Source organism: Polyangium sp. y55x31 (assembly GCF_029946505.1).
In the GTDB taxonomy this organism is placed as follows: Bacteria; Myxococcota_A; Polyangia; order Polyangiales; family Polyangiaceae; genus Polyangium.
The window spans coordinates 119,059-134,073 of sequence record NZ_JARZHG010000025.1; the positions used below are offsets into that span (position 1 = coordinate 119,059).

A 15,015-nucleotide genomic window follows, 5' to 3' on the forward strand; every position below is an offset into this window, starting at 1 on the left:
CGCCGGCCTCGCGCGCCATGATGGGAGCCGATGCGTAGCGCTCGCCCTCTGCTCCTTGCTTTGCTCCCGACCCTCGCCCTCGTCGGCTGCACGCCCGACGAGCAGGCGCAGACCACGCCCCCGCTCCCCGGCCCTGCGGAATGGAACCGCGACGTCGTCCCGCCGAGCGACGACGAGGCCGCCACGAAGCGGACCTCGTGCGGATACACGGCGGGCATGCTCCCCGCGGAGACACAAGGGGCGTCGCGTCCTTACGGCGCCGAGATTCCCATCGACCACATCGTGGTCGTCATGATGGAGAATCGCTCGTTCGACCATTACTTCCAGAAGCTGCCCGAGTACGGCCAGAACGACGTCGAGGTCGCCCCCGAGGGCTTCACGAACCTCGACCAGACCGGCACCGCCGTCGCTCCGTTCCGTGACAGCCAGTTCTGCTTCGTGGACACGAACCACGAATGGACCGGCACGCACGAGCAGATCAACGGCGGCAAGATGGACGGGTTTTTCAAGACCAACGACGGCTGGCACGAGCTCCCGAGCCCCGGCGCCCCGGAGGAGATGCTGAGCGGCCGCCGCGGCCTCGGCTACTACACCCAGGACGATCTGCCGTTTTATTACTGGCTCGCGAACGAGTTCGCCATCGCGGACCACTACCATTCTTCCGTCCCCGGCCCCACGTGGCCGAATCGCATGTACCTCTACGCGGCGAGCTCCTTCGGCGCCGTCCACAACGAATTCGTCGCGCCGGACGAGACGATCTTCGATTATCTCGAAATGCGGCAGATCAACTGGCGCGTCTACGTCTCGACCACCCCCGGCGCTGCGATCTTCGTCGACAAGTACCTCCAGTACAGCAAGGACGACCACGGGCATTTCGTCCCGATCGAGAGTTACTTCACCGACCTCGAGAATGGCGACTTGCCGCAGGTCGCCTTCGTCGATCCGGGCATCGCGCGCGAGGGTTACGCCCAGAACGACGAGCATCCGCCCGCGATCGCCATGCTCGGCGAGCAATTCACCGCCAGCGTCATCGAGGCCCTCACGAAGAGCTCGGCCTGGGACCGCTCCGCCCTCTTCCTCACGTACGACGAGCACGGCGGCCTCTACGACCACGTCGTGCCCCCGGCCGCTTGCCCGCCCGACGACATCGCGCCCGCGCTGAAGGAAGGCGATACCGACGCGAAATTCGATCAGCTCGGCGTCCGGGTCCCGCTCCTCGTCGTCTCGCCCTACGCGAAGAAGCATTTCGTCGGTCACCGGACCTACGACCACACCTCGATCGTCCGGTTCATCGAGGCCCGCTTCCAGATGCCGGCGCTCACGAATCGGGATGCGAACGCCGAGGCGCCGTGGGAAATGTTCGACTTCGAAAACCCCCCGCATGCCGAGCCCCCGACGTTCGCGATGCCCACGGTCGACCAGGCCAAGATCGATGCCTGCAAGGCGCTCTACGAGCCCTGAACGCCTCTCCGCGCTCGTCCTCGCGGCCCTCCTCCTCGCGGGCTGCCCGGACGAGCCGGAGGCCCCCGCCCCCGCCCCTGTGGACGCGAGCGCGCCCGAGGACGCGGGGGCCGTTCTCCCCGAACCTCCGATTTCCCCGCTCGCGCGTATCGTCGAAGGGCCTGCCCGCCGCGGCCTCGACGCCCTCGAAGCACTCGTGGCCGCCATGCCCCAGGGCCGCGGCGACACCGATTCCCATTACCTCGACCTTCGCCGCGCCCTCGCCGCGGGCGCGCCGCTCTGGCGCAGGCCGGAGAGCCTCGGCGGCGAGGTCGTCTTCGGCCCTCCGCGCTCCATGGACGAAGGCGGCGGCGCGCTCCTCCGCCTCGACGCCGCCCTCGCCCGTGGGGACGCCGCGGCCGCGCGCGCCGAAATGCTCACCCTCGAACGCGCCTTGCGCCTCTTCGAGAGCGAAGCGCGCCGCATTCCGCCTGCGCCCGGCGCCGTCGCGCATGCCCTCTCGCTCGCCGCGTACGACCTCGGCGCCCTCGCGCTCGAATCGATGCAGGGCGTCCCCGAAGGCTCCGCCGCCGTCCTCGCCGATCTCCGCGGCACCCTCGATTTCATCGAATCCGCGGCCGCGGCCCTCGCGACCCCCGCCGCCGCCCAAACCTCGGCCGCCCTCGAATCCGCCAAGGAAGCCGCCCGGCCCCTCCGCGCCCGCCTCGATGCCGCGAAAACCGCGGACGACCTGAACGACCGCGCGAGCTTCGTCCTCGCCACGGGCCGCCTCGGCGTCGCCCTCCGCCGCCTCGCCGCCGCCGCCGGCGCGACGGTCCGATTGCCTTATCGCGCCCGCTTCCCGATCGCGAAGACCGACGCCGACGAGCCCGTCTCCGCCCTCACCCTCCCCGCCCCGCGCAGCCGCCCGCGCAAAACGAGCGGCGACGAAGCCCCTTGGGCCGCGCTCGGCCGCAAGCTCTTCTTCGACAAACGTTTGTCCAAGAACAACGCTCGTTCCTGCGCCACCTGCCACGTCCCCGAAAAGGGTTTTGCGGACGGCCTCCCCCGCCCGCCCTCGCTCGATCCGGCCGTCACCCTGCGCCATACCCCGACCCTGCTCTACGCTCCGCTGCACGCCGCGCAGCTCTGGGACGGCCGCACGCTCACGCCCGAGCGCCAGGCCCTCGGCGTCATTCACGCGCGCGCCGAAATGGGCCTCGAACCGGGCGAGCTCGTCACTGCCATCGAATCCGCCGGAGACCTCCGCGCCCTCTTCCAGGCGCTCCCCACGCCGGGCGTGAATCCCGACAACGTCGGCCATGCCCTCGCCGCCTTCGAATCCGAGGCCTTCGTCCCCGGCGACGCCCCGATCGACGCGTTCGCCCGCGGCGACGAAACCGCGCTCTCGCCCCTCCATCGCCGCGGCCTCGACGTCTTCGCCGGCAAGGGCCGCTGCGCTCGTTGCCACATCCCGCCCTTCTTCGGCGGCTCCCGCCCGCTCGATTTCGCCGTCCCTGTCTTCGCCATCCTCGGCGTCCCCGACAAACCCGGCGGCACCACCCTCGATACCGATCGGGGCCGCGGCGCCGTCACCTCGCGCGCGGCCGACGAGGGCGCCATCAAAACCCCGACGACCCGCGACGTCGCGCGCACCGCGCCTTATTTCCACCACGGCGCTTTCCGCACGCTCGAAGAGGTCGTCGATTTCTACGACAAGGGCGGCGGCAAAGGCCTCGGCCTCCCCATCCCGAACCAGGACCCCGACGTGCGCCCGCTCGGTTTGTCCCTCGACGACAAACGCGCCCTCCTCGTCTTCCTGCGCGAGGCGCTCCTCGACAAGACACCGCCCGAAAAGCTGGTTTCCACGCGCTGAGCTCCGCCTGCATCGAGCTCACCGCCCCGGCCGAAGATGAGCTGCGGCGAAGCCCTGCGCCGTCCCTGACGGGATGACGAAGGGCCGCCCCGCGAGGCAATCCATTGTACCAGGGCGTGGTCACCACGATGACCGGGGTTTCCTGAAAACATGAAAATTTGTGATTGCTGGCGACGAGCCCCATGGTACTCAATCGGGACTCCTTTCGACGTACGACCGCAGCGCGGCCCATCAGCCGCCGAGTCGCGTCATCGGTCGGGCTCGCGCCGTTCGTGGAGCGGAACGGCTGCGGTGCGTTGAATCGGTGGGTCGTGGTGGGGCATGGGGGGATCCATCCATATGACGACGCAATTCAATGATATCTCAGGATGGCGAAGACGCGGTCTTTGGTCATTTCAGGGCACGCTGCTTTCGTCCGCGCTGCTTGGCCTCCTCTCCGGTTGCCTCGCAGAATCGCCGCTGGAAGAGGACGAGCTCGGCGTGGCAGCGCAAAAGCTGAGCGTCGGCGGATTCGTCGTCGTCTCGGGGGACGACGCGGACGACGTCGGGCATTGCCAGGGCAAGGCGTGCGGGGGCATTTACGTCGCGTTTCTGAAGCAGGCCGTCGTGCAGTCGAAATCGGCCGGTACGGGCATCCTGGCCATCGGCGTGAACGGAAACTTCGCGCAGTCCGCTCTGAACAGCTGGAACAACCCGGGCTTCGGCGGACCGGGCGCCGTCATCACGATCGTGAACGACCCGACGCAGATCAAGACGGTCGATTTTTCGAATTATGCCGCGCTCTACATCCCTTCCGCCTCCGTGAATACCAGCGGCGGTATCAACAACCTCCAGATCGCCGCGCTCAACACGCGAAAGCCCGACATCGCGACCTTCGTGAACGCCAAGGGCGGGTCCCTCGTCGCCCTGACGCAGGCCGGCGCGCCTGGTGGCTGGGGCTTTTTGCCGATGCCGCTCACCACGGCGGATGTCTCGTTCACCTACGCGGCCCCCACGCCGGAGCTCGTCCTGCTCGCCCCGGGCGTCACGAAAGCGAACCTCAGCCACTGCTGCTTTCACAACGTCTTCATCGGGCCGGAGGGGTACTCCGGCCTCGGCGTCCTCGCCACGCACGACAGTGGTGGCATCCTCCAGGGCAAACCCGTCATCCTCGGCGGACCCGGCACGCTCCTGACCGCCGAGGTATGCAATGACGACGAGGATAACGACGGCGACGGGGACATCGACGGCGCGGACCAGGACTGCTGGGTCTGCGGGGACGGCGACGTGGATCCCTTCGAGGCGTGCGACGACGGCAACAAGATCGACGGCGACGGCTGCAGCGCCGCGTGCGCTCGAGAGAACGCGCCGCCCCTCGCGGTCTGCGAAAACGTCACGGCCTGCAACGACGCAGGGCAATGCTCGGCTGAGGTCTCTGGCCTCGGCGCGAATTCATCCGATCCGGACGGCGATCCGCTCACCGCCACGCAATCCCCTGCCGGTCCTTATGCCGTGGGTACGACCAGCGTGCTCGTGGAAGTCTCCGACGGCCAGGAAATCGATACCTGCCAGGCGACCGTGACCGTGAACGATTGCGAGCCTCCCAGCCTCTCCTGTCCGGCTTCCTTCGCTGTCGAGTGCACGGGCAACCAGCAGGCGCTCGTCTCACCGCCCGCCGCGATCGCTGCGGACAACTGCGGCGCCAGCGTAGCCGCGCCTGCGCCCGCGAGCTTACCGCTCGGCGTCCATGCGCTCTCGTACACGGCGACCGATCTGGCAGGCAATACGACGACGTGTACCACGGCGGCGACGGTGGTCGACACGACGACGCCGATCCTCACGTGCCCCGACGCGCTCGTCACCGAATGCACGGGCAATGGCGCCGCCAACGTGGTCCCCGGGGCCGCACAAGCGAGCGATGTCTGCTCCGACATTACGATCAACGGTCCGTCTGCGGGCTCGTATCCGCTCGGCACGACCGTCGTCACCTACACGGCCACGGATACCTCGGGCAACGCCTCGAGCTGCACCTCGACGATCCAGGTGGTCGACAGCACGCCGCCGCTCGTCACCACGAGCGGGCTTTCGCTGTTCTTGCCGCTGAACCACAAGTTCACCACCGTGAACCTGAGCGATTGCGGAATCACGGTGACCGACACGTGCGGAGGCGTGCTCGCCCCGTCCGCCGTATCGGCCACGATCACGTGTGTCACCTCGGACGAGGCTCCGAATGCGCCGGGGAACGGCAACACGATACCGGACATCGTCATCGTCGATGAAGACACCGTCTCCTTGCGCGTGGAGCGAAAGGGCCCGAGTGATGGTCGGGTGTACGAAATCCACTTCCAGGTGACCGATGCGTCGGGCAACGTCTCGTACGGCGTCTGCCCGGTCGGCATACCGCGCAGCATGGACGGGCAGCCCGCCGTGGACAGCGGCGACGCGTACCAGGTCTGTCGCCCTTGAGGTCCGATCGCCCCATCCCAGCGCCGATCCGGGGTCAACCTCTCGCGGGCAACTCGAAAAAGAACACCGCGCCGCCCGCCTTCCCATTTTCGTATCCGAGGCGGCCGCCGTGCATCACGACGATCGTCTTCGCGATGTAGAGCCCGAGCCCCGTCCCGCCGACGCTGCGCGTGCTCGACGCGTCCGCCTGCGAAAAACGCCGAAAAATCTTGTCGCGGAACGCCTCCGGCACCCCGGGCCCCCGATCCGCCACCTCCACGCGGAACCCCTCCGCGATCGGCCGCGCGCGCACCTGCACGACCTCCCCCGTCGGCGAGTGCTTGATCGCATTCGACAGGAAATTCAGGATCACCTGCTGGATCCGTTGCGGATCGACGAACACCGGCATCCTCTCGGCCACGTCCGTCTCCACCACGATCTCCTTCAACCGCGCCGCCGGCGCGTGGAGCAGGGCGGCGCTCCGCACGACGTCCGCGAGGTCCGTATGCGCGAGCTCGAGCGAAATGCCCCCCGCCGCGAGCTTTCGCACGTCGAGCAGATCGTCCACGAGCCGCCCGAGACGCTGCACGTTGTCCGACGCCATCTGCAAGAGCTCCGCCTGCAGCTCCGGATCCTTGCCCGCCACGCCGCCCACGACGAGCCCGATCGCGCCCTGGATCGCCGTCAATGGCGTACGCAATTCGTGGCTCACCACGCTCACGAGCTCGTCCTTCGCGCGCTCCGCCTCGATACGCGCCGTCATGTCGTGCGCGCTCACCAGAATGCCGGGTTTGCCCGTCACCGGATCCGGGATCGGCCGCGCGGCGACCGAGAACCACCGCGGCCCCTCTGTCGTCACGACCTCCGCGTCCTCGAAAAACGGCTCGCCCCCCGCGACCTCTGCGAGCGCGCGCGCCCCCTCCGCGGGCTCGGCGAAGATCCCCTCGAACGAAAATGCATTGCCGAACGTCTCGCGCGCCAGCGTATTCGCTTGCAGGAGCGAGCCGTCGAGCGCGTGTGTCGTCACCACGAGCGGCGCATATCGCACCGCCTCCGCGGCGCGCACCACCTCGGGGTCGACCGCGTCACGAATGGGCGTCCCCTCGACGAGCAGGCCCCCGCGGCCGTCGGGCAGCGGGAATGGCTTGAAGCTCATGTGCACGCGGATCGCGTCGCCCTTCGGATAGATCGTCCGCTCGGACGTGATGCGCTCGCCCGACGCCACGCGGTCGCGGAGCTGCTGGACCGTCGCGCGAATCGTCGGCGACGGCGCGAGGTCCCGGTTGACCAGCTCGTGCAGATCCTCGGCGCGCCAGAGGGCCACGGCCGCGCGGTTCGCCCACACGATACGCACCACGTCCGGGTCCGTGATCCAGACGGGCTGGTCGAGCAAATGCAGGATTTCGAGGCGGGGATCGGCGAGGGGCGAGAAACGCATGGGCGGCTCCCGCGGGCCATCCCCCTCCGTGAAAAGCGAGGGGCCGACGCGAGGCAAAGCGCCATCTTAGTCGCGTACACGGCCCGGGTGGGGTAAAAACGACGGCGCGCGTGGGTGTCGATGGCCACGTCCATCGGGAGACCCACGCGACACTCGACGGTCGACGTGGAGCGAGGACCCCGGAGAGCACGATGGACAAACGAAGGGACCCGAAGGAGCGCGGACGAGCGCCCGAACCAGCGGAGCCTCTGCCGCCCGACGAAGAAGAGCTCGACGAGGGCGAGGAAGGCGAGGAGGGCGAGGACGACGAGCTCCCGCCCACGGTCATCCTCGGTCGATTCAGCGATCTGCGCGGGTTCGCCGACGCCGCGCTCGTCAAGAAGTACGCCGAACGGCCCATCTGGTTCCTGATCGAGGACGACGCGGACCTCATGGAGCTCTTCGTCAGGCACCCCGAGAAGCCCGCGCCGCGCGCCACGGCGGAGACCTTGCTCGGCGTCCTGCGCTCGTTCGCCGCGGCCGAAAGCGAGGCGCTCCAGGCCTTGCTCGGCCCCACGGACCAGATCGGGTTCGGGTATCACGAGAATGCCTCGTTCGACGACGTGGTCGCGTCCTTCGAGGACGACGGCTTCGAGGTCGCGTTTGCCCTGTACGAAGGAAAGGTCGTGCCGGAGGACGAGGACGACGAATGAGCGTGAGAGAATGGGGGCGGTAGCTCGGCGTGCCGAGCGAATGCCCCTCGTTCGAGCCGCCCAGGTGCTCCGGACGGTGGAAGCGCGACGGCCGTGAGCGAGCCTGGCGCGCTGGAATCGATCGAACCCCAAGCCCATCGCCGCCCGCGCGTCCAACGACGCAGCGATGCCCCGTTCCGCCCGCCACGCGAGCGCTCTCGTCGCGCTCGCCCTGCTTTTTGTCCTCGGGTGCGGCGCGACGGCCCTCCCGCGCGGCGGTGAGGCCGACGCGCGGGGCCCCGCGATCTCCCCGCCGGATCTCACCGCGATCGAACCCACGAATCCCGGCGGCGAGACCTCCCTCGTCCTCCTCGAACCGCACCAGGGCGATACCCCATTTTCCGCGTTCCGGCTCGTCAACAAGAACCCCGATCCCATCCGCGGCGCGCGTCATTGGCCCGGCCTCTTCGGCACCATCGAGCGGCTCGGCCTCGACGACGTTTTTCGCGCCTTTCCGCCCCCCCAGGGGTATTGCCTCACCGTCTCCGCGCAGCCCGAGCTCGCGCCCTCCGCGGCGACCATCGTCTCCGAGCTCCCCCTCATGGGCGGCGAACGAATCCTCCCGCCCGGCCGGTATCGGTTCGTCGTGCCACACCTGCGCGACACGTACCCCGACAAACTCTTCGCGGCCACCCTCGCCTTCGACGTGCACGGCCTCGATCCGACCGAAAGCGAGGAGCTCGTGCGCTTGCTCGATCGGGACGACGTCCGCGCCTGCCCCCTCGTCGCCTCGTATCTGCTCGACACCATCGAGCGCTCGGCCGCGCCCGAGGCCTTGCCGCGCCTCGAATCGGTCCATGCGGAAACCCTCGACGAGCGGGCGCGCATCTACACCGTCCTCGCCCATTTCCCCGAGCACGTCCCGCGCCTCGCGACGATTGCCGCCGGCACCTCGTCCGGCTCGCTCGCCGCGGCCGTCGTCCTGCTCGAAGAGGGCGCCCGCGGCGCCGCGCTCACCGCCGCCGTCACGCGCATCGCGCTCGCGCTCGCCACCCCCGACGAACCGCCGATTCGTATCATCGATGCCCTCGCGCGCGAGGCCGACGAATGGCCTCCCGAAATTGCGCCGCGCCTCGTCGCGCGCCTCCTTTCCACGCGCTCGCCCGAGCTTCGCCTCTCGCTCGCGACAGCCCTCTCCGCGGCCGGCAAGGAAGTCCTCGGAAAGGAAGCGCGCCCGGCCGTGAAAGCCATGCGCGCGGCGGCGCGATCGAGCGCGGACGCGCGTATTCGCGAAGCCCTGCTCGACATGGCCGCCGCCCTCGCGGAAACCCTCGGCGACGAGTCGCCGCGGGAGCGCCCCGGCCGTTTCTTGCAGGAAAAGGCCGAGCTCGGCGGCGCGGCGGACGATCCTTGCCACATCCTCTTCCAATCCCTCCGCCCCCATCCGCTCTTGCGCCATACCCCCGCGGCGTGGCCGCACGGCGAACGCGAGCCTTTGCGCACCACGTTCGGTGCGTCGGGCGTGGAGCTTTACCGCCCTGCCAAAGACGAATAGACAGGGGAACCTCGGTCCACCTCGCTTGTCGATCCCGGCCTCCTCATGCGTTTGCGTCGCCCTTCGCCCGCCGCCGCCGTGCTCGCCGCCCTCGCCGCTGCTGCCGCGGCCTGTTTTCCCGGCGCGCGTCCCCCGAAACCTCCTGCGGCGCCCGTCCGGGGCGAGCTCGCCCCCCGCGCGGCGCTCGCCCCTCGCGCGCCGGAGGCCGGCCCGCTCCGCGTCGTTTTCGCCGGCCCGAACGGCGAGACCGACCCGAGCCCCGAAATCACGCTCGTCTTCAACAAACCGATGCGCGCGATCAGCGCGGATCCCCGCTCGCCCGAGCCCCCGCTCCAAATCACCCCAGCGCTCTCCGGCGCCTTCTCCTGGATCGGATCGAGCGCGCTCCAGTTCGTCCCGACAAAACCATTCCCTCCCGCGACGACATTCCGCGTCGAAGTCCCCGCCGGAACTCGCGCGCTCGACGGCAGCGCCCTCGAAGCCCCGTTCGTCCTTTCCTTTTCGACACCGCGACCCTCCCTCTCCGGCAGCGAGCCTGCACGCGGCGCGACCGACATTCGCCCGGATGCGACGATCACGCTCTTCTTCACGCAACCCGTGAAGGCCGCCGAAATCTCACGCGCCGTCTCGATCGACGCGGGCCGCGGCCCCCTCCCTTATTCGATCGTCGAGGTCACGGACGATCACGCCGTGCTCGCTCCGCGCGCCCCGCTCCCGCGCGACAAGGACGTCCTCGTGCGCATCGACGCCTCGCTCCGCGGCGCCGAGGGCGAGCTCTCGGCCGGCAAGGCCGAAGAAATCCGATTTCGCACGCTCGGCCCCGCGGGCCTCGCCTCGGCGGAGTGCCATCCGCACCCCCTCGAAAAAGATCGCTGCGACCCGACCGAGACCACGATCACGCTCAAGTTCGCGACGCCCATCTCGGGGGAGGTCCTCGAGCGCGCCATCGTCGTCGATCCTCCCCCGAACTCGCTCGATGTGTCCGGCTCCTATGACGACGGCGAATCGAGCCGCGAGGTGTACGTCAACGGGGACTTCGAGCCCGGAAAAACCTATCGCGTGGAGATCCGCGCCCACGGCGCCGGCCGCGCCTTCCAGGACATCCACGGCCAGCGCCTCCCCGCGGACATCAAACGCGAGTTTCGTTTCGGCGACCTGCCTGCCGAGCTCATCATCGGCGCGAGGGGCACCTATTGGGTGCCCGAGCGGCGCATCCTGCCGATTGGCGTGACGAACACCGTCGACGCGACGGTCTCGTTGATTCCGCTCGACAAAGACCAGGTCCTCGCGCGGCTCGTGGGCGCCTCGATCCCCCTCGCCTCGCCTTCGTCGAGCTTCGCCGCGCCCACGGGCAAACGCAACGAGGAGTATTGGTCCCGCCTCGTCGTCCAGGATCACTTGCCTCCGGGCGTCACGAGTGGCCCTGTGCTCGTCCGGGCCGGTTATCGCGACGCGACGAAGCAGTCGCTGAAGACGGTCGAAAAGGAAATGCAATTGACCGACCTCGGCCCCCTGACCAAGGTCGCCCCGGACGAGGCGCTCGTCTGGCTCACGCGCCTCTCGAATGCGGCCCCCGTGAAAGGCGCGCGGGTCGAGGTCCACCACGTTCCGCCCGGCGGCCGCCCCTCGCTCCTCGGCGCGGCCGAGGCCGACGACAAGGGCCTCGCGGCCATCCCCTTGCGCATTCCCCCGCGAAAGCCGGGCGAGGGCGAGGCCAAGCTCGCCGTCGTGGCGCGGAGCGGCGACGATTGGATGTACCAATCTCTCTCTGCGCCGCCTGCGCCCGAGCCCGTCGGCCGCCTCTTCTCCGCCCGTGGAATCTATCGGCCCGGCGAACAGGTGGAGCTCAAAGGAATCCTCCGCGTGCCCGTCACCGCGGGCCTCGAGACGCCGCGCGGCCGCGAGGTCACCTTGCGCATCCTCGACCCCGAGCGCCGCCCGATCAGCACCACGCACCACGTGCTCTCGCGCTTCGGCACCTTCTCCACCGTCGTGCCCATCGCGGAAGACGCCCCGCTCGGACGTTATCGCGCCGAGGCCGAGCTCGACGGCGAGCACATTCGCTGGGGCTTCTCGGTGAACCATTATCGCCCCGTGGAGAGCAAAGCCGACGCGCGCCTCGACAAACACGTCTACGAGCCGGGCGACCGCATGACTTGCACCGCGCGCGGCGAGATGCTCTACGGCGCCCCGATGGCCGGCGGCCGCGCCTCGATCGTCGTGACGCGCGGCTCCGGCGAGCCCTACGTTCCAGGCCTCGACGATTACGTGCTCTCCGAGCACGACGTGCAGGTGCCCTCGGCGCAGATCGCCCAGGGCACGGGCAAGCTCGACGGGGACGGCGCCTTCTCGCTCGGTGTCCCCGTCGTATTGCCCGGCCAAACGGCGGTCGAGAGGGTCACCTGTCGGGTCGAGATCATGGATCTCAATCGGGAGACGCGGTATACGGAGGAAAGCGCCCTCGTCTACCCAGCCAGCGTGCTCGTCGCGCTCTCCGAGGACGACCGATACTGGGTCGATCCCGGTGACAAGGTCACGCCGCGCGTGCTCGTGGTGACGCGGGACGGCGAGCGGCGCTCGCACCCGGTGCACCTCGAATTTGCGCGCCGCGCCCGCCGCGAGGACAACGCCGTCGAGGACCGCACGCTCGGCACCTGCGACGTCACGAGCGGCGCGGCGCCCGTCGGCTGTGACTTCACGATTCCCGCGCAAATCGTGGGGACCGACCACGAGGTCGAGCTCATCGTCCGCGCCACGACGAAGGATGAAAAAGGTCGCCGCGCCGCGGCCTCGTATTCTCTCCACGTCAACACCGCGGTCACGACGACGATACCTCCGCCGCCTCCGCCGCCTCCGCCTCCGCCGCCTCCTCCGCCTCCCGCGCCGGAGCTCGTCCTGCGCGTCGAACAAAAAGAGTATCGGGTCGGACAAACCGCTCGCCTCGTCCTCGACTCGCCGCATTCGACGCCGAGCCAGGCGCTCGTCACGGTCGAGCGCGAGGGCCTGCTCTTCCGCCGCGTCGTGCCCCTCGCGCCCGCGGGCACGCAGACGATCGTCGACGTCCCGATCACGTTCTCCATGATGCCGAACGCGGAGATCGAGGTCACGACGCTCATGGGCACGCGCTCGGAGTCGCGGGAAGCTGCGATCAGCGTCAGCCCCAAGGACCGCAAGCTCGACGTCGACGTGCGCCCGAGCAAGCTCCACGCAGCGCCCGGCGAGACGCTCGACGTCGAGGTCGTTGCGAAGGACGCCGCGGGCAAACCGGTCCGGGCCGAAATCACGTTGTGGGCCGCGGACGAGGGCTCGCTGATGCTCACGTATTACATCACGCCCGAGCCCTTCGAGGCGATTTATGACCCTCGTTATTCGAGCATCCGGACGGAGGACGCGCGCGACGATCTCCTTCGCACCTTCTCGGGGGGCCACCGCTCGAAGCCGCCCCTGGTCCGCATGGGCGCAACCAGCATCGGCGACCGCCGCGGCGATTTCCGACAAACCGTGGCTTTTTTTCCGGACCTCGTCACGGACGCGTCCGGCCGCGTGAAGCGCCGCATCAAGCTGCCCGACGGCCTCACGGCGTATCGATTCATGGCCGTCGCCGTGACGGAGGACGATCGTACGGGCTCGAACGATTCCACCGTGACCACCTCGAAACCCCTCATGGCGCGCCCGAGCATCCCATTGGCATTACGCGCGGGGGATCAATTCGAAGCGTCCGTGGCCCTGTCCGCGCTCGACATCCCCGGCGGCAATACCATCGTGACCGCGAGCGCCAAGGGACTCACGCCCGCGGGCCCGATGCGCCGCGAGGCCACGGTCGACCCCGGGCACCCGGCCCTCGTGCGTTTCCCCTTCCGCGCCGAGCGCGCCGGAAAGGCGAGCCTCTCGTTCGAGGCGAGCTTGCAAGGCGAGACCGACGGCGTCGACCTCAAAACCCAGATTGCCGTGCCCACGACGTTCGAAACCGCGGCCCTCTCGGGCGAGACGACCTCGGCCATCGCCGAGCGCCTCGGGGATCTCGCGGGCGTGCGAAAAGACGCGGGGGGCCTTTCGATCTCACTCGCCTCGACCCCGCTCTCCGGGCTCGCCGGGGGCATCGAGCAGCTCGTCGAATACCCGTACGGATGCACGGAGCAGACCGTGAGCCGCATGGTCCCGCTCCTCGCGCTGCGCGACCTCGCCGATTCCCTCGGCGTGTCGCTCGTGCCCAGACAAACCGGCCCGCAAAAAGCAGGCGACGTCAACGCCGCGCTCCGGGAATCGGTGGACCGGCTGCTCACGCACCAGCACAAAGACGGGAGCTTCGGCCTCTGGCCCGGCTCGTCCGAGCGGGATCCGTACCTCACGGCCTATGCGCTCTGGGGCCTCGACGAAGCGCGCCGCCGCGGGTTCTCCGTGCCCGCGGGCGCCCTCGATCGCGCCGCCCATTCCCTCGCGTCGAGCCTCGCGGCCCCCTTCCCCGCGGCGAACCCTTCTGCGCTCGAACACGCAGCCTTTGCGCTCGATGTGCTCGCCATGGCCCAGCGCCCCGACGAAAGCCGCATGCGCGCGCTCTTCGACGAACGCGCCCGTATGCCTCGCTTCGCGCGCGCCCTGTTGCTCCACGCCTTCGCCACAGCGGGCCTCGCGGACACGGACGAAAGCCGCGAGCTCCTCCGCGACCTCGAAACGAGCATTCGAATCGACGGCCCCGGGGCGCACGTGGCGAGCGCGTCCGAAGCCCGAACCCCGTGGCACGAATTCGACTCCGGCGTGCGCACCGACGCCGCGGCCCTGCGCGCGATCGTCGCGACGAACCCCACGCATCCGCTCGCGGCCCGCCTCGCGCGTGGCCTCATCGACGCGCGCTCCGGCGGCCATTACCACACGACCCACGAGGCCGCCTGGGCGCTGCTCGCGCTCGACGCCTACCGCAAGAAAAACCCGGCGCCTCTGGATCCCGTGGAGGCGCGGGTTTTCCTCGGCGATACGTTGCTCGCGGACGCGCCCCTCGGCGGCGAATCGGGCAAGCTCCGCCGCACCACATTCGTGCCCATGTCCGATCTTCTTCGTGGTCGCGGCGCGCCGCTCACGTTCGAGGCCGTCGGCGGAGGCCACGTGCATTACGAGGCCATCCTCCGGTACGCCCGCGAGGACATGCCGCGCGAGCCGCTCGACGCCGGGTTTTACCTGACGAAATCCTTCCGCCCCGTCGCGGACCTCGGCGGCCCGGTCCTCCCGGCCGGCGAAGGCGCCGAGCCGCGCTTCGATCCCGGGCAGGTCGTGCTTTGCGAGGTCGAGGTCGTCACGCGCGCGCCGCGTCGCTTCGTCGTCCTCGAGGACCCGGTCCCCGGCGGCCTCGAGCCGATGCGCTTCGCCCACGACGTCGGCGGCCCCTGGCTCGCGAACATGGAGGCGACGCCGGCCCAGCGGCGCGAAATGCGCGACGACCGCGTCGTTTATTTCATCGACACGTTGCCCGCCGGCATCACGAGGTTCCGCTATCTCGCCCGCGCGGCGCACGTGGGACGATTCGTGGCGCCGCCGACGCACATCGAGGAGATGTATACGCCCGAGACCTACGGGCGTACGGGTGGGACGTACGTGCGGGTGGGAGCCAAATGAGCGT

Annotated in this window: 7 protein-coding genes; 6 read left to right on the forward strand and 1 reads right to left on the reverse strand. The window is 69.4% G+C overall.

Going from position 1 to position 15,015, the window contains the following annotated elements:
* The first annotated feature begins 30 nt into the window (after positions 1-30).
* The 3 genes from QHF84_RS33490 (at position 31) to QHF84_RS33500 (ending at position 5,761) form a co-directional block, all read left to right on the forward strand.
* On the forward strand, positions 31-1,461 hold the full coding sequence (locus tag QHF84_RS33490; RefSeq protein ID WP_281317565.1) for an alkaline phosphatase family protein: 1,431 nt from the start codon (positions 31-33) through the stop codon (positions 1,459-1,461).
* Positions 1,433-3,316 (forward strand): cytochrome c peroxidase, encoded by a 1,884-nt coding sequence (locus QHF84_RS33495; RefSeq protein WP_281317566.1) that lies wholly within the window; start codon positions 1,433-1,435, stop codon positions 3,314-3,316. The genes QHF84_RS33490 and QHF84_RS33495 overlap by 29 nt, the downstream gene beginning before the upstream one ends.
* Before the next feature lie 480 nt (positions 3,317-3,796).
* A complete protein-coding gene (locus tag QHF84_RS33500; RefSeq protein ID WP_281317567.1) occupies positions 3,797-5,761 on the forward strand; it encodes an HYR domain-containing protein in 1,965 nt (654 codons plus the stop codon).
* A gap of 34 nt (positions 5,762-5,795) precedes the next feature.
* Here QHF84_RS33500 and QHF84_RS33505 read toward each other — a convergent pair whose 3' ends face one another.
* Entirely contained in the window at positions 5,796-7,178 is a 1,383-nt protein-coding gene (locus QHF84_RS33505) for an ATP-binding protein (protein WP_281317568.1), read from the reverse strand.
* A 191-nt stretch (positions 7,179-7,369) separates the two neighbouring features.
* On the opposite strand from QHF84_RS33505, the gene QHF84_RS33510 reads away from it, so the two are divergent.
* The 3 genes from QHF84_RS33510 (at position 7,370) to QHF84_RS33520 (ending at position 15,011) form a co-directional block, all read left to right on the forward strand.
* Complete coding sequence (locus tag QHF84_RS33510; RefSeq protein ID WP_281317569.1) at positions 7,370-7,870, forward strand: hypothetical protein; 501 nt, start codon at positions 7,370-7,372, stop codon at positions 7,868-7,870.
* Between the two features lie 166 nt (positions 7,871-8,036).
* Positions 8,037-9,404: a hypothetical protein gene (locus QHF84_RS33515; protein WP_281317570.1), complete on the forward strand. Its 1,368-nt coding sequence runs from the start codon at positions 8,037-8,039 to the stop codon at positions 9,402-9,404.
* 45 nt (positions 9,405-9,449) lie between these two features.
* Entirely contained in the window at positions 9,450-15,011 is a 5,562-nt protein-coding gene (locus QHF84_RS33520; RefSeq protein ID WP_281317571.1) for an Ig-like domain-containing alpha-2-macroglobulin family protein, read from the forward strand.
* Positions 15,012-15,015 lie beyond the last annotated feature (4 nt).

What these genes read in the sequence shown, in the direction of transcription:
- QHF84_RS33520 (WP_281317571.1), top strand. Translation starts at nt 9,450, where the DNA reads ATGCGTTTGCGTCGCCCTTCGCCCGCCGCCGCCGTGCTCGCCGCCCTC.
- QHF84_RS33505 (WP_281317568.1), bottom strand. Translation starts at nt 7,178, where the DNA reads ATGCGTTTCTCGCCCCTCGCCGATCCCCGCCTCGAAATCCTGCATTTG.
- QHF84_RS33510 (WP_281317569.1), top strand. Translation starts at nt 7,370, where the DNA reads ATGGACAAACGAAGGGACCCGAAGGAGCGCGGACGAGCGCCCGAACCA.
- QHF84_RS33495 (WP_281317566.1), top strand. Translation starts at nt 1,433, where the DNA reads ATGCCTGCAAGGCGCTCTACGAGCCCTGAACGCCTCTCCGCGCTCGTC.
- QHF84_RS33490 (WP_281317565.1), top strand. Translation starts at nt 31, where the DNA reads ATGCGTAGCGCTCGCCCTCTGCTCCTTGCTTTGCTCCCGACCCTCGCC.
- QHF84_RS33515 (WP_281317570.1), top strand. Translation starts at nt 8,037, where the DNA reads ATGCCCCGTTCCGCCCGCCACGCGAGCGCTCTCGTCGCGCTCGCCCTG.